Genomic DNA, 21,148 nt, shown 5'->3' with positions numbered 1-21,148 from the left:
AATCGTGTCCGGGCTTTATCGCTGCGGTGCAAACGGCCGCTTGACTCGGGGGCGGCAGACGGTCTCATTGCTCGGTTTAGAACGATAATGCTTTGATCCCGGCCAGACCGGGAATTCAGGGCAGGGCGCCTGCGGCCCTCACGCCGACGCATGGAGTTCCGAATCTTGGCGAACACATCAGCAGCCGCTCCCGCGGCCTCCGGGCCTGAGGGCAGCCGTCGTGACTTCTTGTACCTAGCCACCGGCGCCGGGCTGGCGGTGGGGGCCGCGGCCGCGGCCTGGCCGCTGATCTCATCCATGGCACCCGATGCCGACACGATCGCCGCCGGCGCGCCGATCGAGGTCGACCTGACGCCGATCCAGGACGGGCAGATCGTCAACGTCTTCTGGCGCGGCAAGCTGATCTTCGTGCGCAAGCTCACCGAGAAGGAGGTGGGCGACATGAAGTCCGTCCCGCTCTCGGCGATGATCGATCCGGCCGCCTTCACGACGCGCGTCAAGAACGGTCACGATCAGTGGCTGGTGGTGTACGGCAACTGCACGCATCTGGGCTGCGTGCCGATCGGCCACCAGGGCAATTTCGAGGGCTGGGCCTGCCCGTGCCACGGCTCGCAATTCGACGCGGTGGGACGCGTGCGCCACGGACCGGCGCCGATCAACCTGCCGATCCCGCCCTACGCCTTCGAGACGGACACGAAGATCCGGATCGGCGAGGGCGGCAAGGAAGCGGCCTGAGGGGAGGACGGAAGCATGAGCGGAACGGCCAGCACCTACGTCCCCAAGAGCCGCGTGGCCAAATGGTTCGAGGCGCGCCTGCCCATCGTCGGGCTGGTGCATTCCTCGTTCGTGGCCTTCCCGGTCCCCCGCAACCTCAACTACTTCTGGACCTTCGGGGCGATCCTGATCGCCTTCCTCGGCATCCAGATCGTCACCGGCGTCTGGCTGGCGATGCATTACGAGCCTTCGGCGACGGGAGCCTTCAACTCCGTCGAGAAGATCATGCGCGACGTGAATTACGGCTGGCTGCTGCGCTACGCGCACGCCAACGGCGCCTCGATGTTCTTCGTCGCCGTGTACCTGCACATGTTCCGCAACCTCTATTACGGGTCCTACAAGGCCCCGCGTGAGGTTCTCTACATCCTCGGCGTCGTGATCTACCTGCTGATGATGGCGACCGCCTTCCTGGGCTACACGCTGCCCTGGGGTCAGATGAGCTTCTGGGGCGCCACCGTCATCACCAACATCCTGGCGGCGATCCCGGTAGTGGGCGACACCATCCAGACGCTGCTCTGGGGCGGCTACTCGGTCGGCAACCCGACGGTGAACCGCTTCTTCTCGCTGCACTACCTGCTGCCGTGGATGATCGCCGGCGTCGTCGTGCTGCACGTCTGGGCGCTGCACGTCACCGGCCAGAACAACCCGGTCGGCATCCCGATCAAGTCCGGCAAGGACGCGGTGCCGTTCACGCCCTACGCGACGATCAAGGACGTGTTCGCCGTCTGCGTGTTCATGATCCTGTTCTCGTGGTTCCTGTTCTACCAGCCGAACTATCTCGGCCACGCCGACAACTACATCCAGGCGAACCCGGCGGTGACGCCCGCGCACATCGTGCCCGAATGGTACTTCCTGCCGTTCTACGCGATCCTGCGCGCGGTCCCGAGCAAGCTCGGCGGCGTGATCCTGATGTTCTCGGCGGTGATCATCCTGGCCTTCGCGCCCTGGCTCGACACGTCGCGGATCCGCTCGTGCAACTACCGGCCGATCTACCGGCAGTTCTTCTGGGTGTTCGTCGGCGCCACCCTGCTGCTCGGCTGGCTCGGCTCGCAGCCGCCGGAGGGCGGCTACGTGCTCGCCGCGCAGATCTGCACCGCCTACTACTTCGCTCACTTCCTCATCGTCATGCCGCTCTGCGGCCTGTTCGAGACGCCGAAGAAGCTGCCCGGCTCGATCCTCGAGAGCGTCACCGGGCCGGGCAAGCAGGTGAGCGGGTCCGGCATGCCGGCGGGCGCCGCCGCCGCTCCGACCACCAAGGGCTGACGGGCTGACGACAGGACCATGATGATGACCCGTGTCCTCTCGACGACCGCCGCGGCCGCCTTGGCGGCCCTGCTGATCGGCGCCGTGCCGGTCTCCGCCCAGGAAGGGCATGGCGGGCCGATCCCGGCCCGCGTGAGCTGGAGCTTCGCCGGCGTGTTCGGCCGCTTCGACACCGCGCAGTTGCAGCGCGGCTTCCAAGTCTACAAGGAGGTCTGCTCCTCCTGCCACTCGATGAAGCTGGTCTCCTTCCGCAACCTCGCGCAAGAGGGTGGGCCGGATTTCAGCACCGGACAGGTCAAGGCCCTGGCGGCGACCTATCAGGTGAAGGACGGGCCCAACGATTCCGGCGAGATGTTCGACCGGCCCGGCCGGCCGGCCGACACGTTCCCGCCGCCCTTCCCGAACGACCAGGCGGCCGCCGCGGCCAACGGCGGCAAGGCGCCGCCCGATTTCTCGGTGATCGCCAAGGCGCGGACCTTCTCCCGCGGCTCGCTCTACTTCCTGACCGACTGGCTGCCGTTCATCGGCTATTCGGAGCAGGGCCCCGACTACATCCACGCCCTGATCAACGGCTACGAAGAGCCGCCGAAGGATTTCACGGTTCCGGATGGCGGCCACTACAACAAGTACTATCCCGGCCACATCATCGCGATGCCGCCGCCGATCACCGACGGGCAGGTGAGCTATCCCAAGAACGACCAGGGCCAACCGGTCGTCCCCGAGACGGTCGACCAGTACGGCAAGGACGTCGCGGCCTTCCTGATGTGGACGGCCGAGCCGCACATGATGGACCGCAAGGCCCTCGGCTTCCGGGTGATCCTGTTCCTGATCGTGCTGTCCGGGCTGCTCTACTACGTGAAGAAGAAGGTCTGGGCCGATGTCGGCGGCGAGGTCCACGGCCTCCAGCCGGAACTGCACAAAACCTACTGAAGCGCCGCTCCACGATCGGCGACACGGATGGGCCTCCCTCGCGGGGGCCCATCTTTTTTGGGCCTGCCCCCCATGCTACCGGTCGGCCGCCGCGACGATCGGCTGGCGGGAGGCGGGTGATCCCCATCCACGTCCTCCATCGTGGCCTCCGCTTCGCTCCGGCACCTCAGGATGAGGGCGTGCAGGGGATCGCGGCGCTCGCGCAGCGTCACTGACAGTGCAGGAAGACAGGCATGACGGCAGCGGTCCTCGGGGTGATGGGTGGGTCCGGCGTCTACGATCTGCCGGGTCTGGAAGACGTGCGCGAGGAGCGGGTCGCCTCACCCTGGGGCGAGCCGTCGGACGCCCTGCGCATCGGACGGATCGGCGACACCCAGGTCGTGTTCCTGGCCCGGCACGGGCGGGGGCACCGGCTCTCGCCGTCGGGCATCAACTACCGCGCCAATATCGACGCGCTGAAGCGGGCCGGGGTCACCGATCTCGTCGCGCTCTCGGCCTGCGGCTCGTTCCGCGAGGAGCTGCCGCCGGGCCTGTTCGTGCTGGTCGACCAGTTCGTCGACCGTACGCACGGGCGCGCCTCGTCATTCTTCGGCGACGGCTGCGTCGCCCACGTCTCCCTGGCCCATCCGGTCGGCCCGGGCCTGCAGGCGCGGATCGCGAATGCCGCCAGGGCTGAGGACATCGCGGTGCATCGCGGCGGCACCTATGTCTGCATGGAAGGCCCGCAATTCTCGTCGCTCGCCGAGTCCCGGGCCTACAAGGCGCAGGGCTTCGACGTGATCGGCATGACCAACATGCCCGAGGCCAAGCTCGCCCGCGAGGCGGAGATCACCTACGCGACCATCGCGATGGTCACCGATTACGATTGCTGGCACCCGGGCCACGACGCCGTGGACGTGGCCTCCGTCATCGCGGTCGCCCGCGCGAATGCCGACAAGGCGGCCCGGCTGGTGTCCCGGCTGGCGCGCGACTTCCCGGCCGAGCGCGAGCCCTGCCCGGCGGGCTCGCACCGGGCGCTCGACGGGGCGATCATGACCGCGCCGTCGGTCCGCGACCCCGCGCTGCTCGCCAAGCTCGATGCCGTGGCGGGTCGGGTGCTGAACGGATAGGCACGCACCCTTTCCATTCCGGAGAAAGTCCCTCTAGAAGGCGCGGGCGGCCGGTGCCGCCCCAGTCACGAAGTCCAGACCGAAATGCGCAGCGCCACCATCAGCCGGAAGACCGCGGAGACCGATATCGCGGTCACGGTCTCGCTCGACGGGACCGGGCGATCGACGATCGCCACCGGCATCGGCTTCCTCGACCACATGCTGGATTTGCTGGCGCGGCATGCCCTGTTCGATCTGGACGTGAAGGTCGACGGCGATCTCCACATTGACCAGCATCATTCGGCCGAGGATTGCGGTATTGCGCTGGGCCAAGCCTTCGCCAAGGCGCTCGGTGACAAGCGCGGCGTCACGCGCTACGCCGACATCCACCTGCCCATGGACGAGGCGCTGACCCGGGTCTGCGTCGACATCTCCGGTCGACCGTTCCTCGTGTTCCGCACCGCCTTCCGGGTGGAGAAGATCGGCAATTTCGACACTGAACTGGTGCGCGAGTGGTTCCAGGCCTTCGCGATGAATGCCGGGCTGACCCTCCACGTCGAGACCCTGTACGGCGACAACGCGCACCACATCGCCGAGAGCTGCTTCAAGGGACTGGCGCGCGCCTTGCGGAAGGCGGTGGCGATCGATCCGCGCGAGGAGGGACGCGTTCCCTCCACGAAGGGCTCCCTGTAGACCTGTCGTCGTCACGCTCCGTGCGGCCGTCCGGCCTGCGTGGAGCGACCTAGCCGGAGTCCCGTGATGCGGATGCGCAGCTACACGCTCCACCTGCCCGCCGATGCGCGGCCGGGCGAGTCGATCGGCCTGGACCGGGCCGTGCTCGTGCCGGATGGTTTCGTATGGCCGGCCTTCGCCTTCACCGTTCTGTGGTTCCTGTACCACCGGCTGTGGATCGCGGCGCTGGCCGTCCTCGTCGGATTGGTCGCGCTGGCCATCGCGGGGATCGCCTTCGGGCTGCCCACCGGCGCCGGCCTCATCGCCACCCTGCTGGCCGCGTGGCTGATCGGGCTCGAAGCGTCGAGCCTGCGCCGCTGGACGCTGGCGCGTCGCGGCTGGCCGGTGCGTGACGCGGTCATCGCGGCGACGCCCGAGGAGGCGGAGGCCCGCGCGATCGGCCGGTGGCTGGAGGCGAGCCCGAATGCGCCGCGCCCGCCATTCCCCAGCGGCCCGAGCCGGCGCGCCGAGCCGGTGATCGGCCTGTTCCCTGCCCAGGAAGGCGCCCGATGAATCTGCGGGCGAGACGCGCATGAGTGCCGAGACGGTCGCGATCATCGATTACGGGTCGGGCAACCTCCATTCCGCCGCCAAGGCCTTCGAGCGCGCCGCCCGCGAGAGCGGGCGCGACGCGCGGATCTGCCTGACCTCGGACCCGGAGGTCGTGGCGGGGGCCGACCGGGTCGTTCTGCCCGGCGTCGGCGCCTACGCGGATTGCCGCCGCGGGCTCGATGCGGTCCCCGGCATGGTCGAGGCGATGACGCAGGTCGCTCACGAGGCCGGGCGCCCGTTCCTCGGGATCTGCGTGGGCATGCAGCTCCTGGCGACCCGGGGGCTCGAATACACCACCACGCCGGGCCTCGGCTGGATCCCCGGCGATGTCGGCCCGATCCGACCGTCGGATCCGGCCCTCAAGGTCCCCCATATGGGCTGGAACACCCTGCGGGCCGAGCGCGATCACGCGCTCCTGGCCGGCATTCCCACCGGCGAGGACGGGCTGCACGCCTATTTCGTGCACAGCTACGCGCTGACGCCCGAGCGGCCGGACGATGTTGTGGCGCGCGCCGAGTACGGCGGCCCGGTCACCGCTCTGGTCGCCCGGGACAATGTCGCCGGCACGCAGTTCCACCCCGAGAAGAGCCAGCGGCTCGGCCTCGCGCTGATCGCGAATTTCCTGACCTGGCGCCCGTGAGCGCCGTTCGGCTCCGGCAAGAAGGATAGAACCGCCCGTGATCCTGTACCCGGCGATCGACCTGAAGGAGGGGCGTTGCGTCCGCCTGATCCAGGGGGACATGGCGCAGGCCAAGGTCTTCGGCGACGATCCGGCCGCCCAGGCCGCGATCTTCGAGGCGCAGGGCTTCCCCTGGCTCCACGTGGTCGATCTCGACGGCGCCTTCGCGGGCGCGCCGCGAAACGCGGAGGCGGTGGATGCGATCCTCGCGCGCGTGACGATCCCGGTTCAGCTCGGCGGCGGCATCCGCGAGATGAAGACCCTGGAGGGCTGGCTGAGCAAGGGTGTCGCCCGGGCGATCATCGGCACCGCAGCCGTGCGCGACCCCGGCTTCGTCCGGGAGGCCGCCCGCAAGTATCCGGGCAAGATCGCGGTCGGCATTGACGCAAAGGACGGCCGCGTCGCGGTCGAGGGCTGGGCGCAGACCTCCAGCATGACCGCGGAGGAGCTGGGGCGCCGCTTCGAGGACGCGGGCGTCGCGGCGATCATCTACACCGACATCGCCCGCGACGGCATCCTGAAGGGTCTCAACGTCGAGATGACCCTGGCGCTCGCCCAGGCGGTGCGCATCCCCGTCATCGCCTCGGGCGGCCTCGCGTCGATCGACGACGTGCATCGCCTGTTGCAGCCGGATTGCGCGCTCATCGCCGGCGCCATCACGGGGCGGGCCCTCTACGACGGCCGAATCGATCCGGAAGCGGCCCTAAAGGCGATCGCTGCGGCGCGCGGCACGACTCCGTGATAGACCATTCGCCGTGGAGGCGCCGACGCGGGAGGCTTCGATGACGGCGTTGAAGACCCGGCCGGCTCCGGCCGGAACGGCCTACGCGGACGATTTCTACACCTGGACACAGGAGCAAAGCGCGCGCCTGCGGTCGGGCGATCTCACCGGCCTGGATCGCGAGAACCTGGCGGAGGAGATCGAGAGCTTGGGCAAAAGCCAGTTCGCCAGTCTGGTGAGCGCGTTGCAGATCGTGCTGCTGCATATGCTGAAGTTCGACTTCCAGCCAGAGATGCAGTCCCGGAGCTGGGCGATCTCAATTGCGACTCATCGGGTCCACATCGCTGAAGAACTCTCCGAGAGCCCCGGCCTGAAGGGCCGCCTCGCCGAAGCGGTAGCGAAGGCTTACCGCGTCGCCCGTCTCGAGGCTGCGAAAGAGACGGGTCTGGTCGTCAAGCGCTTCCCAGAAACCTGTCCCTACACCTATCAGGACATCATCGATCGCTCCTTCGCGATTGACCCCGAAGCCTGACCGGACCGCGAGAGACTGTGCTCAAGACCCGCATCATCCCCTGCCTCGACGTGAAGGACGGGCGCGTCGTGAAGGGCGTGCGCTTCGAGGGCCTGCGCGACGCCGGCGACCCGGTCGAGGCCGCCAAGGTCTACGACGCGGCCGGCGCCGACGAGCTGTGCTTCCTCGACATCACGGCGAGCCGCGAGGCCCGCGGCACGCTGCTCGACATCGTCAGCCGCACCGCCGAGGCCTGCTTCATGCCGCTCACCGTGGGCGGCGGCGTGCGCACCGTCGAGGACGTCCGCGCCCTGCTGCTGGCGGGGGCCGACAAGGTCGCGATCAACACCTCGGCCGTGAAGGACCCGGATCTGGTCGCCCGCGCCGCCGAGAAGTTCGGCGCCCAGTGCATCGTGGTGGCGATCGACGCGAAGCGCGTGTCCGGGCCCGGCGAGCCTGCGGCCTGGGAGATCTTCACCCATGGCGGTCGCGACCCGACCGGCATCGACGCGGTGGCCTTCGCCCGGCTCGTCGCCGAGAAGGGCGCGGGCGAGCTGCTGGTCACCTCCATGGACAAGGACGGCACCCGCTCCGGCTACGACCTCGCCCTGACGCGGGCGATCAGCGACGCCGTCCACGTGCCGGTGATCGCCTCCGGCGGCGTCGGTGGGCTCGACGATCTCGTCGCCGGTGTCGCCGAGGGCGGCGCGAGCGCCGTGCTGGCGGCCTCGATCTTCCATTTCGGGCAGGCGAGCGTCGCCGAGGCCAAGGCCCATATGGCGGCGGCCGGGCTGGCCATGCGCCTCGACGGCACGGCATCTTCCGCGAGGGCGCCCCTGTGAGCAGCTACCTTCTGGCCAACGCGACCCTGCTCGATCCCGAGACCGGTGCCGAGACCGCCGGCGCGGTCCTGGTCCGCGACGGCCGCATCAGCGATGTCGCGTCGGGAGCCGCCCCGGGCGCGCCGGGCGATGCCAAGCGGATCGACTGCGCCGGCCGGGTGCTCGCCCCGGGGCTGATCGACATGCGCGCCTTCGTGGGCGAGCCGGGCGCCGAGCACCGGGAGACCCTGGCCTCGGCGAGCGCCGCGGCGGCGGCGGGCGGTGTCACCACCCTGGTCTGCATGCCCGACACCAACCCGGTGATCGACGGGCCGGCCATCGCCGACTTCGTGCTCCGGCGCGCCCGCGACACTGCGAGCGTCAACGTCCTGCCCGCCGCCGCCATCACGAAGGGATTGGCCGGCCGGGAGATGACCGAATTCGGCCTGCTCAAGGAAGCCGGCGCCGTCGCCTTCACGGACGGCCTTCGCGCCGTGTCGAACGCCCAGGTGCTGCGGCGCGCGCTCACCTACGCCCGGGACTTCGACGCGCTGATCATGCAGCATGTCGAGGAGACGGATCTCGTCGCCGAGGGCGTGATGAACGAGGGCGAGCTCGCCTCGCGCCTCGGCCTGATGGGCATCCCGCGCGAGGCCGAGACCGTCATGCTGGAGCGGGACATACGCCTCGTCCGGCTCACCGGGGCCCGCTACCACGCCGCGATGATCTCCTGCGCCGATTCGGTGGAGATCGTGCGCCGGGCCAAGCAGGACGGCCTTCCGGTGACCTGCGGCGTGTCGGTGAACAACCTCGTGCTCAACGAGAACGACATCGGCCACTACCGGACCTTCTGCCGGCTCTCGCCGCCGCTGCGTCACGAGGTCGATCGCCAGGCCGTGGTCCAGGCGCTCGGCGAGGGCGTGATCGACGTCGTCGTCTCCGATCACAACCCGCAGGACGTCGAGACCAAGCGCCTGCCCTTCGCGGAGGCGGCGGACGGCGCCCTCGGGATCGAGACGCTGCTGGGCGCGTCCCTGCGCCTCGTCCATACCGGCGATCTCGCCCTGTCGAAGCTCATCACCGCGCTGACGGTGAACCCGGCCCGCATCCTCGGCCGCGACGCCGGACGGCTGTCCGCCGGGGCGCCGGCCGATCTGGTGCTGATCGATCCCGATCTGCCCTACGTGCTCGACAAGCGCCGGCTGAAATCCCGCTCGAAGAACTCGCCCTTCGATGAGGCCCGGCTGCAGGGTGCGGCGGTGCTCACGCTGGTCGGCGGGCGGATCGTCCACGCCGCCGACGACCTCGCGGCGGCCGCGTGATGCTGCCGGATCTCGCGACGGTTTCCGCCCTCGGCGGCCTGGCCCTGGGTTACGCGCTGGGCTCGATCCCGTTCGGGCTGATCCTCACCCGCTTCGCCGGGCTCGGCGATGTGCGGGCGATCGGATCGGGCAATATCGGCGCCACCAACGTCCTGCGGACCGGCCGGAAAGGACTCGCGGCCGCCACCCTGCTGGGCGATGCCCTGAAGGGCACCGCCGCCGTCCTGATCGCCAAGAACCTGGGCGAGGGCCCAGCGCTCGCGGCCGGCCTCGGCGCATTCCTCGGCCACCTGTTCCCGGTCTGGCTCGGATTCAAGGGCGGCAAAGGCGTGGCGACGTTCATCGGCGTTCTTCTCGCCTTCAGCCCGCCGGCGCTCGGGATCTTCGCGATCATCTGGCTCGGTCTCGCCTTCGCGCTCAAGTATTCGTCGCTGGCGGCGCTGGCCGCCTCGGCCGCGACACCTGTCGTTCTGTGGGCACTCGGCGCACCGGCGCAAGCTTTGCTGTTCCTCCTCATGGGCGTGCTGCTATGGTGGAAGCACGCGCCCAACATCCGCCGACTCGCGTCCGGCACCGAGGGGCGCATCGGCCAGAAGGGCTGAACGCACGCGCGTGACGCGCGGTCCTTGGGGGATGCATGCAGCTGACCGACGCCCAGCGGCTCGACTGGCTGCGATTGATCCGCACCGATGGGGTCGGGCCGCGCACGTTCCGCACGCTCGTCAACCGGTTCGGGGGTGCGGCCGCAGCCCTCGATGCGCTGCCGAACCTCAGCCGCCGCCAGGGCCGGCGGATCGAGCCGCCGAGCCGGATCCAGGCCGAGGACGAGCTTGCCGCCCTGGCCCGGCTCGGCGGCCGGCTGGTCGCCACCGGCGAGGCGGAGTATCCGCGCCTTCTTCAGCAGACCGATGCGGCGCCGCCGCTGCTCGCCCTGCGCGGAGCCGCCATCCTGAACCGCCCGGCCGTAGCCCTCGTCGGCTCGCGCAATGCCTCCATGGCCGGACTGGCCTTCACCGAGAAGCTGGCCCGCGGCTTGGGCGAGGCCGGTCTCACCGTCGTCTCGGGCTCGCCCGCGGGATCGATGCGCGCGCCCACAAGGCCAGCCTGCCGACCGGCACCGTCGCGGTGATGGCCGGCGGGCAGGACCGGATCTACCCGGCGAGCCATGCCGGCCTGGTCGATGCGATCCTGGGGGAGGGCGGGGCGGTGCTGGCCGAGATGCCGATGGGCTGGGTCCCGCGCGGGCGCGACTTTCCCAGGCGAAACCGCATCATCTCGGGCCTGTCCTACGGGACGATCGTCGCCGAGGCGGCGCGGCGGTCCGGCTCGCTGATCACCGCGCGCTTCGCCCTGGAGCAGAACCGCGAGGTGTTCGCCGTCCCGGGCTCGCCGCTGGATCCGCGCGCGGAGGGCACCAACGACCTGATCCGCCAGGGCGCCACCCTCGTTTCCGACGTCGAGCATGTCCTCGATGTGATCGGCCCGATCATCGAGCGGGGTCCGACACCGAAGGCCGCGCCGGACCGGGACCGGCCGGACTTCGCCGAGCAACCGGACTTCTGGGACGAGATCGATCTCGACGCGTTGACCGCGGAGACCGGCCACTTGCAGGATCTGCTCACGCGGCCGGCGGAGGCCGGCCTCGACGCCGCTGCGCCGGAGCCGGCCGATGATCGCGCCCGCATCATCGGCCTGCTGGGCCCGAGCCCGGTCGGGGCCGACGAGCTGGTGCGCAGCGCCGGCGTCGGCGCTCGGGTGGTCCAGACCGTGCTGCTCGAATTGGAGCTCGACGGCCGGATCGAGCGGCACGGCAGCGGCACCGTCTCCCTCGTCAGTCGGTGAGCGGATCCGCGTCGACATCGGCGAGGTGGCGCATCACGTCGAGGCAGCCCTGCAGGATGTAGGCGGCGGCGAGCTTGTCCACGAGCTCGCCGCGCCGCGCGCGGGACGCATCGGCCTCGATCAGCGCTCGGGTCACCACCGCGGTCGACAGGCGCTCGCCGAAGAAGACGTGGGGCAGGGGCAGGATCGGCGCGAGATTACGGATGAAGGCGCGGGTGGATTGCACCCGCGGGCCCTCGCTGCCGTCCATGTTGAGGGGCAGGCCGACCACGAGGCCGCCGACCGCGTGCTGGCGGCACAGGGCGGCGAGGCGCTGCGCGTCCGGGGTGAACTTGACCCGCCGGATCGTCTCCAGCGGCGTCGCGATCTGGCGTCCCAGATCCGAGAGGGCGAGTCCGATCGTCTTGGTGCCGAGGTCGATGCCGATGAGGCGCGCGCCGCCGCGGGAGGCCGCCGAGAAGGCGCGGATCGCGTCGTGATTCATGATTCCGCCTGTGTCCCGCGCGCCAGAGTCGCTTCCGAGAAGCCCTCGAACCGGGCCGGCAGGGGCTCGGTGCCCGGGCCGAGCACCAGGGCGGCGGACGGACCGGTCACCCGGCCGAAGAAGTCGGTCAGGCTCTCGCCGCCGAACCGGATCGCCTCCAGATCCGGCCCCAGCAGCCAGATATCGTATTCCTCGCCCGTTCCCGACACGTCCCAGAACAGGAAGCCGCCATCCTCGGCCACGCCGAAGAAGCAGGCACGCTCGATGATGCTCGCGTCCCCGCCCTCGACATCGAACCGGTGAGGCTCGCCCCCCGTCTCCAGCATCGTCACGGCAGCGCCGACGCTGTGGGCAATGATCCCGGCCTGAGTCACGAGATCGCTCGCCTCGAAGGGCGCCGGAACCGCGATCCGGAACTGCCCGCCCGCCAGACCGATACCGCACGCCCGGCAAAAGGCGCGGTACGAGGCCGGGAGCGCGAAGCCCAGTTCCTCTGCGGCGTGGTTGAGTGCCGCGTCATCCGCCGTGAGCCCCGGCGACAGGCTGGTGAACACCTGCTCCCACATCGATCCCGCTCCGTCGTCCACAGCCTTGAGCGGCTCCGTAGATCACCACCGGTGTGCGCGGAGCCGTTCGCGAATAGGTAAGTTAATGCTTCGTTAAACCTTGCCACGGGTGTCCGCCTTGTCGACCGGCCAGCTCTCCTTAGCCGCCCCGCCCCAGCGCGCGCCGACGATGACCCGCAAGCAGTGCTGGATGCTCCTGCTCGCATTTGAGATCCTCGTCCTCGGCTTCGCGCAATCGATGCTTCAGCCTGTCCGGCAGCCCGGGATCACCATCGAGATGTCGGTGAAGCCGAACCACGTGGTGACTTGAGGCACGGATCTGATCCCGGCCCGGCTTCGCGGCGTGGGGCTTTGAGCCGGCTCCGAAATCTGCGGGCGGCCGACCGGATGACACGGCGCGCCCGCGTTGCGGCGCGTCGAAGGCCGGTGCTATAGCCCGACCGATCCCGGGAGACACCTCCCGGACAGGGACGAACGAGACGGCATGTCGGTCGGCGACGAGAAGACGGTTCGGCGTATCGCGCATCTGGCGCGGATCGCGGTCACCGACGACGACGTCGGGCCGCTGCAGGGCGAGCTGAACGCGATCCTGGCCTTCGTCGAGCAACTCGGCGCCGTCGATGTCTCCGGCGTGGAGCCGATGACGTCGGTGACGCCGATGGCCATGAAGAAGCGCGAGGACGTGGTGACGGATGGCGGCCGCGCCTCCGACGTGGTCGCCAACGCGCCCGAGACCGAGGACAACTTCTTCCTGGTTCCGAAGGTGGTCGAGTAGGCCGGACTCGGCCCGGACCTGACGGACCGGTTTTCTGGCGGGCAGGCGCGCGGTGGCGCGCGAGGACGTGAACAGCGTGAATCCGAACGAACTTACCCTGGCCGAGGCGCGCGACGCCCTGAAGGCGAAGCGGATCTCGGCACGCGAGCTGACGCAGGCGCATCTCGACGCGATGGCCAAGGCCCGCGCCCTGAACGCCTATCTCCTGGAAACCCCCGACCGGGCACTCGCGATGGCCGACGCGTCGGACCAGAAGATCGCCTCCGGCGCGGGCCGGCCGCTCGAGGGCATCCCGCTCGGGATCAAGGACCTGTTCTGCACGCAGGGTGTGACCACGACGGCGGGCTCCAAGATCCTCCAGAACTTCGAACCCCATTACGAATCGGCCGTGTCTGCCAATCTGTGGCGCGACGGCGCCGTGATGCTGGGCAAGCTCAACCTCGATGAATTCGCCATGGGCTCGCCGAACGAGACCAGCGCCTTCGGCAACGTGGTCTCGCCCTGGCGGCGCAAGGGCTCCGACGCGGCGCTCGTGCCGGGCGGCTCCTCAGGCGGATCCGCCGCCGCCGTCGCCGCGCGGCTCTGCCTCGGCGCCACCGCCACCGATACCGGCGGCTCGATCCGCCAGCCCGCGGCCTTCACCGGCACGGTCGGGATCAAGCCGACCTACGGCCGTTGCTCGCGCTGGGGCACGGTGGCGTTCGCCTCGTCCCTCGACCAAGCCGGGCCGATCGCCCGCACGGTGCGCGACTGCGCGATCCTGCTCGGCTCGATGGCCGGCTCGGACGCCCGCGACACGACCTGTGCCGACTTGGCGGTGCCCGACTTCGAGGCCGCCGTCAGCCGCGGCGTGAAGGGCCTGACGATCGGCATCCCGAAGGAATATCGGGTCGACGGCATGCCGGCCGAGATCCAGAAGCTCTGGGACGAGGGCGCGGCTTGGCTCAAGGCCGCCGGCGCGACCATCAAGGAAATCTCGCTGCCGCACACGTCCTACGCGCTGCCGGCCTACTACATCGTCGCTCCGGCCGAGGCCTCCTCGAACCTCGCCCGCTACGACGGCGTGCGTTACGGCCTGCGGGTGCCCGGCAAGGACATCGCCGGCATGTACGAGAACACCCGCGCCGCGGGCTTCGGCCGCGAGGTGAAGCGCCGGATCATGATCGGCACCTACGTGCTCTCGGCCGGCTACTACGACGCCTACTATGTCCGAGCCCAGAAGATCCGCACGCTGATCAAGCGCGACTTCGAGACGGCCTACGCGAACGGCGTCGACGCGATCCTGACGCCGGCCACGCCGTCGGCCGCCTTCGGCATCGGCGAGAAGGCCTCGGCCGATCCGGTGGAGATGTACCTCAACGACGTCTTCACCGTCACGGTGAACATGGCCGGCCTGCCGGGCATCGCCGTGCCGGCCGGGCTCGACGGCCAGGGCCTCCCGCTGGGGCTGCAGCTGATCGGCCGGCCGTTCGATGAGGAGACGCTGTTCGCCGTCGCCCAGGTGATCGAGGATTCGGCCGGCCGCACCGCCCTGCCCGAGCCGTGGTGGGCATGACCGTCCCGTTCTATCCCTGGACGGTCTGGATCTGGGCCGGGTTCGACCCGGCGCTGATCGTCGTCGCCCTGTATCTCGGCTGGACGGCGAGCCAGTTCGGCAAGGTGTTCATCGCGGCGATCGCGGCGCTCGGCTTCTCGGTGCTGTTCTCCTACGCGGTGAGCGCGGCCGGCATCCCGTGGCCGGCCCCGATCACCCATGACGGGCCGACCTTCTTCCCGGTCCGCGCCGTGGCGGCGCTGCTCTGGGCGATCCTCGGCTACGGCGCGCGCCGAGCGGTCGGACGCCGCGCTTGACCCTGCGGGCAGGGGCCTCCTAGACAATCTCTCGATCGACGCACTCGGTGACGCCGCCGTCTTTGCGAGCGCAGCGAAGCAATCCAGTGGCGCCATGTCTGGAAGCCTTGCGCTTCCCTGGCTTGCTTCGCTGCGCTCGCAAAGACGGCGGCGCCTCCAATGCCAGCCGCTTTCCGGACCGACCATGAACGCACCCGTCGACCCCAAGAAGCTGATCAAGGGCGGCCTCCACGATTGGGAGGTGATCGTCGGCATGGAGATCCATGCCCAGGTCTCGAGCCGCGCGAAGCTGTTCTCAGGCGCCTCGACGGAATTCGGCGGCGAACCGAACGACCACGTCTCCCTGGTCGATGCCGCGATGCCCGGGATGCTGCCGGTCATCAACGAGGAATGCGTCGCCCAGGCCGTGCGGACCGGCCTCGGCCTCAAGGCCAAGATCAACCTGCGCTCGGTGTTCGACCGGAAGAACTACTTCTACCCCGACCTGCCGCAGGGCTACCAGATCTCGCAGTACAAGGACCCGATCGTCGGCGAAGGCGAGGTGCTGGTCGACATGATCGACGGCTCGCCGATCACCGTGGGCATCGAGCGCCTGCACCTCGAGCAGGATGCCGGCAAGTCGCTGCACGATCAGGATCCGACGCGCAGCTTCGCCGACCTCAACCGGTCGGGCGTGGCGCTGATGGAGATCGTCTCGCGGCCGGACCTGCGCTCGTCGGAGGAGGCGAAGGCCTACGTGACCAAGCTGCGCACGATCCTGCGCTATCTCGGCACCTGTGACGGCGACATGGAGAAGGGGTCGCTCCGCGCCGACGTGAACGTCTCGGTGCGCCGCCCCGGTGAGCCGCTCGGCACCCGTTGCGAGATCAAGAACGTCAACTCGATCCGCTTCATCGGTCAGGCCATCGAGACCGAGGCGCGCCGGCAGATCGCGATCCTGGAGGATGGCGGGACGATCGATCAGGAGACGCGCCTGTTCGACCCGGGCAGGGGCGAGACCCGCTCGATGCGCTCCAAGGAAGAGGCGCACGACTACCGCTACTTCCCGGATCCGGACCTGTTGCCGCTGGAATTCGACCAGGCCTACGTCGATGCCCTCGCCAAGGGGCTGCCGGAGCTGCCGGACGCCAAGAAGGCGCGGTTCGTGTCCGAATTCGGCCTCTCGCCCTACGATGCCGGTGTGCTCGTCGCCGAGCGCGCCTCCGCCGACTATTACGAGGCGGTGGCGAAGGGTCGTGACGGCAAGGCCGCGGCCAACTGGGTGATCAACGAGCTGTTCGGCCGCCTCAACAAGGAAGGTCTGTCCATCGAGGCGACCCCGGTCTCGGCCGACCAGCTCGGCGCGATCATCGACCTCATCGGCGAGGGCGTCATCTCCGGCAAGATCGCCAAGGATCTGTTCGAGATCGTCTGGACCGAGGGCGGCGACCCGCGCGCCGTCGCCGAGAGCCGCGGCATGAAGCAGGTCACCGATACCGGCGCCATCGAGGCGGCGGTCGACCAGATCATCGCGGCCAATCCCGACAAGGTCGCCCAGGCCAAGGAAAAGCCGACGCTCCTCGGCTGGTTCGTCGGCCAGACCATGAAGACGACGGGCGGCAAGGCGAACCCGGCCGCCGTGAACGCGCTGCTCAAGGCGAAGCTCGGGATCGAGTAGCATCGCCGGACGGGAGGCCTGCGAAGCGACCCCTCGGATGGGTCGTGTCCGCCTCGACGTTCTAACGCCGGGCGATCCGCACCGTCATTCCGGGGCGCCGCAGGCGAGCCCGGAATCCAGACACTCGGTTCTGCCAAGATCTGGCGCGTCGGCGGGTCTGGATCCCGGGCTCCGCTGCGCGGCCCCGGGATGACCGGTAGCAGCGGCTGCTGGATTGCCTCCGCGCGCAGAGACAACCATCCCGAAGCCACGACGATATCCCGCTACGGCCATGCCGGGCAGGTGAAAGACGAACAGATCCTGGCTCAAAAGAAACCGCGGCGGAACGGCTCAAAGTGGGGCCTTTCGCGCATTCGAAGACGTGCCATGCGTGGCCGCTTCTGCGCCCCTGGAGCCGCGTCCGTCCGGCTGTCCGTGTTGTGCCGCTGAGTTCCGGGCCGAACCTGTCCCTGAACCGTCTAGGCGGCGTTCCGCTGCGGTGGAGTCATCCCTGTCTCCTCCAGCTATTCGGCAACCGTTACCATTGCGAAACCTGATCGCATCTAGGTTTCCGGCCGGTCCGTGCCCGCTCTCGCTAAGCACAGGGGGAGACTGCGCCCGTCCACCGGGCCGGTCAATAGCAATTTCCTCGGCAGACTGCTTTTCGGCTCACCTTGAGCACGGGGCCACCGCTTGGCGCGTGTCGGGTCAAGGACTTGGATCGATCCCACGGCATTGCGAAATATTGCTTGGCGCGCGACTCACTTGCCGGCGCCCATATTGTTCTCGACCAGAAACCGGATGCCGCGATCGAAGGACTCGTCCGTGTTGCCGCGCAGGTCGACGCTGTAGGCCTTCTCGGGCGCTGATCCGCCGAGGGGCTTCACGTAGACGTTGAGGTTCAGGATCAGGTTCGAGACCTTCTGGACCTCCCCGGTGATCGCGACATCGGCGCCGAGCTTACGGGCGAGTTCGTCGGCGCAGCCATTGCATCGGCGCAGGTCGGCACTTTTGGCGACCTCATCCCGGATCGGGTCGACGGAGACGACCGTGAACAGACCCTTCTTCTGAAGCAGGTCACGCAACTGCGCGCTCACCCGCTTCAGGCGCGCCGTGTCCGCCGCGTCGCTCGGCACCGGCGACAGGTTCGAGAACTGGAAGTCGAACACCGCGGCCTTCTCGGGGGCGGCCAGGGCGGATCCGCCCGCGGCCAGGAAGAGGGCGATCAGGCTTGTAGATCGGATCATGCGCGCATCCCCGACGAGGGGTTCGAGGAGACAACACCGGGGATCGCACCGCGGTCACATCCGGGCGGACGTCAGCGCCGGTCGGCCTCTGCGGTGGGGCCCATCGCGGGTGTGGCCAGGGCCGAGACGCGCTCCCGCAGGTCCATGAACCAGTTCGGAGCCGGCGCGCGGCCACCGTTGACCACCACGGTCGCGGTCATGCCGGCGATCAGCGGGACATCGGGCGGCACATGGTCGATTCGGATCCGCACCGGCACGCGCTGGGCCAGCCGGACCCAGGTGTAAACCGGGTTCACGTCCGGCAGGCCCTGGGTGCTCGCGGCGGCATTCGCGGTGGAGATGCCGAGCGTGACGCTGTCCACCGTCCCGGTCAGGTGCGGGTCGAAGCCCATCAGCTTGACGTCGGCGCGGTCGCCCACGTGGATGTTGGGCATCTTGGTCTCCTCGAAATAGCCGTCGATCCAGAACGAATCCGTGTCGGCGACGCTGATGTTCGAGGTACCGGTGCGGGCGTAGTCGCCGACCCGCATCAGCAGGTTGGTCACGCGGCCGTTGACCGTGGACCTCACCTGCGTCCGTTCGAGGTTGATCTTGGCCTGCCGCAATTGCGCCTGCGCGCTTTCCAGAGCCGCCTCGGCGATCTTGGCCGTGCCGGCGAATTGCTGCTTCTCCTCGATCGACGTGGACACCGTCGTGAGCGCCTGCCGCCGGGCGGATTGCGCGTTCTTCACCTGGAGGTCGGCCTCGCGGTTCTTGACCTCGGCGTCTGCGGACGTGACCGACACCTCGAAATCCACCGGGTCGATCACGTAGAGGACATCGCCCTTCCGGACGACTTGGTTGTCACGGACACGCACCTCGACGATCTGCCCGGCGACCTGCGGGGCGATGTTGGCGACCTGCACGCGAACGGTGCCGTCGCGGGTCCACGGCGCCGCAACGTAGAATTCCCAGACGTAGGCCGCCGCGACGAACGCGGCCAGGAGGATCACGCCGGTGGCGGCCAGCCGGAAGATCTTGGCGGCGCGGCCGCGCCGCGGGACGACCGGAAGGGTGTCGGCCCGGCTCGCCTTGCCCTCCCGGGCGGACGTCTTGGGATCATCCTCGTCGGCAGTCGTTTCGGGCATTCAGACCAACGCAATGAGCAGAGCGAGGACGCAGACGTAGATGCCGGCCTCGGCGAGCGGGGCATTGGCAACGTAGCGGCTGAAGCGGATGCGGGCGAAGAACCAGCGCAGGACAAGAAGAATCACGAATGCGGCGAGCGCATAGGCGACGAACGAGGAGATCAGAACCCCGCCGATATGGATATCCTCGTACATGGCCGTCTTTTGAGAACCCGCCCGTCAGAATAGCGCAATGTCGAGGCGATGGAGGAACCGCCTGTGGCGCACGATGGTTCGCGCCGCGCTGATCAGATCGCTGGCCGCGCGCGCCGTGGTGAGCCGCACGTGTCGATCCTGCCGCGAAGCGGCGCGGATCAGATCGCGGGCGGCCGTTTCGAGGGCGCGGTCGTCGCCGGCTGCGAGCCCGGCGCGAGCACGCGCAATCGCATCGCGAAGTGCTCCGACCGCCGACAGCCGGCGCAGCTCCGCGTGGGCGCGGGCCGCGGCCGCTTCCAGCCGGGCGAGGGCGAAGGCGTGCGACAGGCTCGCCCGCCGCACGGCGCTGCTTCCCGAGCTGTAGCCGGCGAACTGGAACAGGCGGTCCGCATTCAGGCTGGTGCGTGTGGTGGCGTCGCCGCCCTCGCCGACGAGCGCGTCGGCCAGGGTCCGCCGCGCCGAATCGAGCGCGAAGACCCGCTGCTGCGCCGGCGTCACGGGGAGCAGGATCCGGACGACGATCGACAGAATGACGGCGGCGACGATGACGAGGAACGCGTTCAGCAGGAAGGTGAGGGCGTCGTAGGTCTGCGGGTTCGACGGGCCGAGCAGGACCGGGAAGAACACGATCACGATGAAGCCGATGCCGAAGGTCTTCGGGTTAAGGGACAGGAAGCAGCCGAAGAAGATCACCGGCGCCATCACCATGGCGAGCATCGGAAAGCCCTGGACGCCGTTGAGCAGCGCGAACCGGGCGATGCCCGCGAAGGTGGCCGCCATCGTCATGCCGATGACGACACCGTTGGCGAACTTCTTCGGGTCCGGCGTGACCGACGAGAGCGCCGCGGTGGCCGCGACCTGCACCAGCGCGAAGGAGGCCTGCGGAAGGCCGAGCGCCACGAAGGTGGCGGCCGTGACCGCGAAGGCGAGCGCCACCCGCAGCGCGCCGCGCAGGGCCACCGGGAAGTCCCGGTGCGTCGGAAGGCTGGCATCGCGCAGCGGCGCGTGTCCGTCAGCGACTGCGCGGATCCCGTCCTGCGCGAAGGTTGCGGCGCAGACGAAATCCAGCGCCCGCTGCAGCACCACCACCTCATCGAGGGGCCGATCCCCGTCGCGGATCGCGGCGTCCACGAGGTCGCGCAGGCGCTCGTCGTCCCGGTCGAGGGCCTCGCGGTCGGGCGCGCCCGCGACCCGCCGGCAGATCGCCAGGGCCTCGGCGACGGCCGGGCTCGGGTTTCGCAGATGGGCGGCAGCGGCCGCCGCCGTGCGGACCGACGCCGCCATCACGTAGAGCGCCGCGATGCAGCTCCGCGCGCCCGCGGCCCGAAGGTGGCCATCGCCGAGCTCCCCGGAGATGGCACTGGCATCGGCGCGCATCGGCGCGATGGTGCGGATCAGCGCGGCGGTCCGCGTCGCACCGAGGTCGCCCTCCGCCAGCGTCTCGCGGGCGTAAGCCCGCGTCCCGTCCCAGGCGTTCCGGAGTTGCGGCAGCAGAGTTCGCCACGTGCTCGGGGAGGCCAGCGCATCGTTGATGAAGGTGATCGCCACGATCCCGAGCACGATCACGGCAACGCGGGACACGGCGGCGTCGAAGGTGCCCTGCGGATCGTCGATCTGGCCGAGCGCGATGATCGCCACCGTGTAGCCCGACAGCATCGCCCCGTAGGCTCGGGTATCCTGCAGATACTGCGCGACGAACACGCAGAGGCCGAGCCACGCGGTGAACGAGACGAACAGCAGGACCCGGTCCTGTCCGAACAGCGCCATCACCACGATCGACACGGCGGCGCCGATCAGCGTGCCGAGCAGGCGGTAGATCGCTTTCGAGATCGCCTGCCCGCGCTTCGGCTGGGCCAGGATGGCCACGCAGGTCGCGGCCGAAGAGGCGCTGTCGAGCTGAAGCCAGAACGCGGCCGCCAGGGCCAGCATCATGGCGATCCAGATCCGCAGGGCGAATGCCCAGGCCGCAGGCCCGGGCACCCAGGCATCCAGGACGTCCACGGCCCGATCGGACGACCGATCCGGACGGTCG

23 protein-coding genes and 2 pseudogenes are annotated in these 21,148 nt (G+C 69.4%); 19 read left to right on the top strand and 6 right to left on the bottom strand.

Going from position 1 to position 21,148, the window contains the following annotated elements:
• The first annotated feature begins 150 nt into the window (after positions 1 to 150).
• The 14 genes and pseudogenes from petA to M6G65_RS33985 form a co-directional block, all read left to right on the top strand.
• Complete coding sequence (gene petA, locus M6G65_RS14010; protein ID WP_238197860.1) at positions 151 to 735, top strand: ubiquinol-cytochrome c reductase iron-sulfur subunit; 585 nt, start codon at positions 151 to 153, stop codon at positions 733 to 735.
• A gap of 15 nt (positions 736 to 750) precedes the next feature.
• The gene (locus M6G65_RS14005; protein WP_238197862.1) at positions 751 to 2,037 is read left to right on the top strand and encodes a cytochrome b; all 1,287 of its coding nucleotides are present in this window, start codon (positions 751 to 753) and stop codon (positions 2,035 to 2,037) included.
• Positions 2,038 to 2,055: 18 nt separating this feature from the next.
• Entirely contained in the window at positions 2,056 to 2,967 is a 912-nt protein-coding gene (locus M6G65_RS14000; RefSeq protein ID WP_238197864.1) for a cytochrome c1, read from the top strand.
• A 233-nt stretch (positions 2,968 to 3,200) separates the two neighbouring features.
• The gene (locus tag M6G65_RS13995; RefSeq protein WP_238197866.1) at positions 3,201 to 4,076 is read left to right on the top strand and encodes an S-methyl-5'-thioadenosine phosphorylase; all 876 of its coding nucleotides are present in this window, start codon (positions 3,201 to 3,203) and stop codon (positions 4,074 to 4,076) included.
• An 84-nt stretch (positions 4,077 to 4,160) separates the two neighbouring features.
• Positions 4,161 to 4,748 (top strand): imidazoleglycerol-phosphate dehydratase HisB, encoded by a 588-nt coding sequence (gene hisB / locus M6G65_RS13990; RefSeq protein WP_192710855.1) that lies wholly within the window; start codon positions 4,161 to 4,163, stop codon positions 4,746 to 4,748.
• A 72-nt stretch (positions 4,749 to 4,820) separates the two neighbouring features.
• Positions 4,821 to 5,300, top strand: a complete 480-nt coding sequence (locus M6G65_RS13985) for a DUF2628 domain-containing protein (protein ID WP_417568595.1) — start codon at positions 4,821 to 4,823, stop codon at positions 5,298 to 5,300.
• A gap of 19 nt (positions 5,301 to 5,319) precedes the next feature.
• The gene (gene hisH, locus M6G65_RS13980; protein ID WP_238197870.1) at positions 5,320 to 5,979 is read left to right on the top strand and encodes an imidazole glycerol phosphate synthase subunit HisH; all 660 of its coding nucleotides are present in this window, start codon (positions 5,320 to 5,322) and stop codon (positions 5,977 to 5,979) included.
• A gap of 37 nt (positions 5,980 to 6,016) precedes the next feature.
• Entirely contained in the window at positions 6,017 to 6,760 is a 744-nt protein-coding gene (hisA, locus tag M6G65_RS13975; protein ID WP_238197871.1) for a 1-(5-phosphoribosyl)-5-[(5-phosphoribosylamino)methylideneamino]imidazole-4-carboxamide isomerase, read from the top strand.
• A gap of 40 nt (positions 6,761 to 6,800) precedes the next feature.
• On the top strand, positions 6,801 to 7,271 hold the full coding sequence (locus M6G65_RS13970; RefSeq protein ID WP_250104074.1) for a DUF29 domain-containing protein: 471 nt from the start codon (positions 6,801 to 6,803) through the stop codon (positions 7,269 to 7,271).
• 17 nt (positions 7,272 to 7,288) lie between these two features.
• The gene (hisF, locus tag M6G65_RS13965; RefSeq protein WP_238197875.1) at positions 7,289 to 8,092 is read left to right on the top strand and encodes an imidazole glycerol phosphate synthase subunit HisF; all 804 of its coding nucleotides are present in this window, start codon (positions 7,289 to 7,291) and stop codon (positions 8,090 to 8,092) included.
• Complete coding sequence (locus M6G65_RS13960) at positions 8,089 to 9,393, top strand: dihydroorotase (protein WP_250104073.1); 1,305 nt, start codon at positions 8,089 to 8,091, stop codon at positions 9,391 to 9,393. The genes hisF and M6G65_RS13960 overlap by 4 nt, the downstream gene beginning before the upstream one ends.
• Positions 9,393 to 9,995, top strand: a complete 603-nt coding sequence (gene plsY / locus M6G65_RS13955; RefSeq protein WP_238197878.1) for a glycerol-3-phosphate 1-O-acyltransferase PlsY — start codon at positions 9,393 to 9,395, stop codon at positions 9,993 to 9,995. Before M6G65_RS13960 ends, plsY begins: the two co-directional genes overlap by 1 nt.
• Positions 9,996 to 10,030: 35 nt before the next feature.
• Positions 10,031 to 10,806, top strand: a pseudogene (locus M6G65_RS33990) (DNA-processing protein DprA); the annotation flags it as partial.
• Positions 10,807 to 11,043: 237 nt separating this feature from the next.
• A pseudogene (locus M6G65_RS33985) lies at positions 11,044 to 11,235 on the top strand (DprA-like winged helix domain-containing protein); the annotation flags it as partial.
• Here M6G65_RS33985 and ruvX read toward each other — a convergent pair.
• Positions 11,225 to 11,719: a Holliday junction resolvase RuvX gene (ruvX, locus tag M6G65_RS13945; RefSeq protein WP_250104072.1), complete on the bottom strand. Its 495-nt coding sequence runs from the start codon at positions 11,717 to 11,719 to the stop codon at positions 11,225 to 11,227. The pseudogene M6G65_RS33985 and the gene ruvX sit on opposite strands and share 11 nt — an antisense overlap.
• A complete protein-coding gene (locus M6G65_RS13940) occupies positions 11,716 to 12,285 on the bottom strand; it encodes an SMI1/KNR4 family protein (protein ID WP_238197882.1) in 570 nt (189 codons plus the stop codon). The genes ruvX and M6G65_RS13940 overlap by 4 nt, the downstream gene beginning before the upstream one ends.
• A gap of 169 nt (positions 12,286 to 12,454) precedes the next feature.
• Between M6G65_RS13940 and M6G65_RS13935 the strand changes: the two genes are divergently transcribed.
• The 5 genes from M6G65_RS13935 to gatB all read left to right on the top strand — a co-directional run bounded on the left by M6G65_RS13935 (position 12,455) and on the right by gatB (position 16,568).
• Positions 12,455 to 12,595: a hypothetical protein gene (locus M6G65_RS13935; protein ID WP_192710845.1), complete on the top strand. Its 141-nt coding sequence runs from the start codon at positions 12,455 to 12,457 to the stop codon at positions 12,593 to 12,595.
• A 174-nt stretch (positions 12,596 to 12,769) separates the two neighbouring features.
• Positions 12,770 to 13,060 (top strand): Asp-tRNA(Asn)/Glu-tRNA(Gln) amidotransferase subunit GatC, encoded by a 291-nt coding sequence (gatC, locus tag M6G65_RS13930; protein ID WP_250104071.1) that lies wholly within the window; start codon positions 12,770 to 12,772, stop codon positions 13,058 to 13,060.
• A gap of 76 nt (positions 13,061 to 13,136) precedes the next feature.
• Positions 13,137 to 14,615: an Asp-tRNA(Asn)/Glu-tRNA(Gln) amidotransferase subunit GatA gene (gatA, locus tag M6G65_RS13925; RefSeq protein ID WP_250104070.1), complete on the top strand. Its 1,479-nt coding sequence runs from the start codon at positions 13,137 to 13,139 to the stop codon at positions 14,613 to 14,615.
• Positions 14,612 to 14,911, top strand: a complete 300-nt coding sequence (locus M6G65_RS13920) for a hypothetical protein (RefSeq protein ID WP_192710842.1) — start codon at positions 14,612 to 14,614, stop codon at positions 14,909 to 14,911. Before gatA ends, M6G65_RS13920 begins: the two co-directional genes overlap by 4 nt.
• Positions 14,912 to 15,095: 184 nt before the next feature.
• Positions 15,096 to 16,568, top strand: coding sequence for an Asp-tRNA(Asn)/Glu-tRNA(Gln) amidotransferase subunit GatB (gene gatB / locus M6G65_RS13915; RefSeq protein ID WP_250104069.1), 1,473 nt, complete (start codon positions 15,096 to 15,098; stop codon positions 16,566 to 16,568).
• A gap of 740 nt (positions 16,569 to 17,308) precedes the next feature.
• Here the strand turns inward: gatB and M6G65_RS13910 are convergent.
• From M6G65_RS13910 to M6G65_RS13895, 4 genes are all read right to left on the bottom strand, one after another.
• Positions 17,309 to 17,794: a DUF3280 domain-containing protein gene (locus tag M6G65_RS13910; RefSeq protein ID WP_238197892.1), complete on the bottom strand. Its 486-nt coding sequence runs from the start codon at positions 17,792 to 17,794 to the stop codon at positions 17,309 to 17,311.
• A gap of 71 nt (positions 17,795 to 17,865) precedes the next feature.
• The gene (locus tag M6G65_RS13905) at positions 17,866 to 18,921 is read right to left on the bottom strand and encodes an efflux RND transporter periplasmic adaptor subunit (RefSeq protein ID WP_250104068.1); all 1,056 of its coding nucleotides are present in this window, start codon (positions 18,919 to 18,921) and stop codon (positions 17,866 to 17,868) included.
• A complete protein-coding gene (locus tag M6G65_RS13900) occupies positions 18,922 to 19,116 on the bottom strand; it encodes a DUF1656 domain-containing protein (protein WP_192710838.1) in 195 nt (64 codons plus the stop codon). It abuts the gene before it with no gap.
• Positions 19,117 to 19,140: 24 nt separating this feature from the next.
• Positions 19,141 to 21,108 carry an FUSC family protein gene (locus M6G65_RS13895; protein ID WP_430929575.1) on the bottom strand — a complete coding sequence of 656 codons (1,968 nt, stop codon included), beginning with the start codon at positions 21,106 to 21,108 and terminating at the stop codon, positions 19,141 to 19,143.
• Positions 21,109 to 21,148 lie beyond the last annotated feature (40 nt).

Source organism: Methylobacterium tardum, assembly GCF_023546765.1.
GTDB lineage: Bacteria > Pseudomonadota > Alphaproteobacteria > Rhizobiales > Beijerinckiaceae > Methylobacterium > Methylobacterium tardum.
This window is presented reverse-complemented; position numbering and strand designations above follow the sequence as displayed.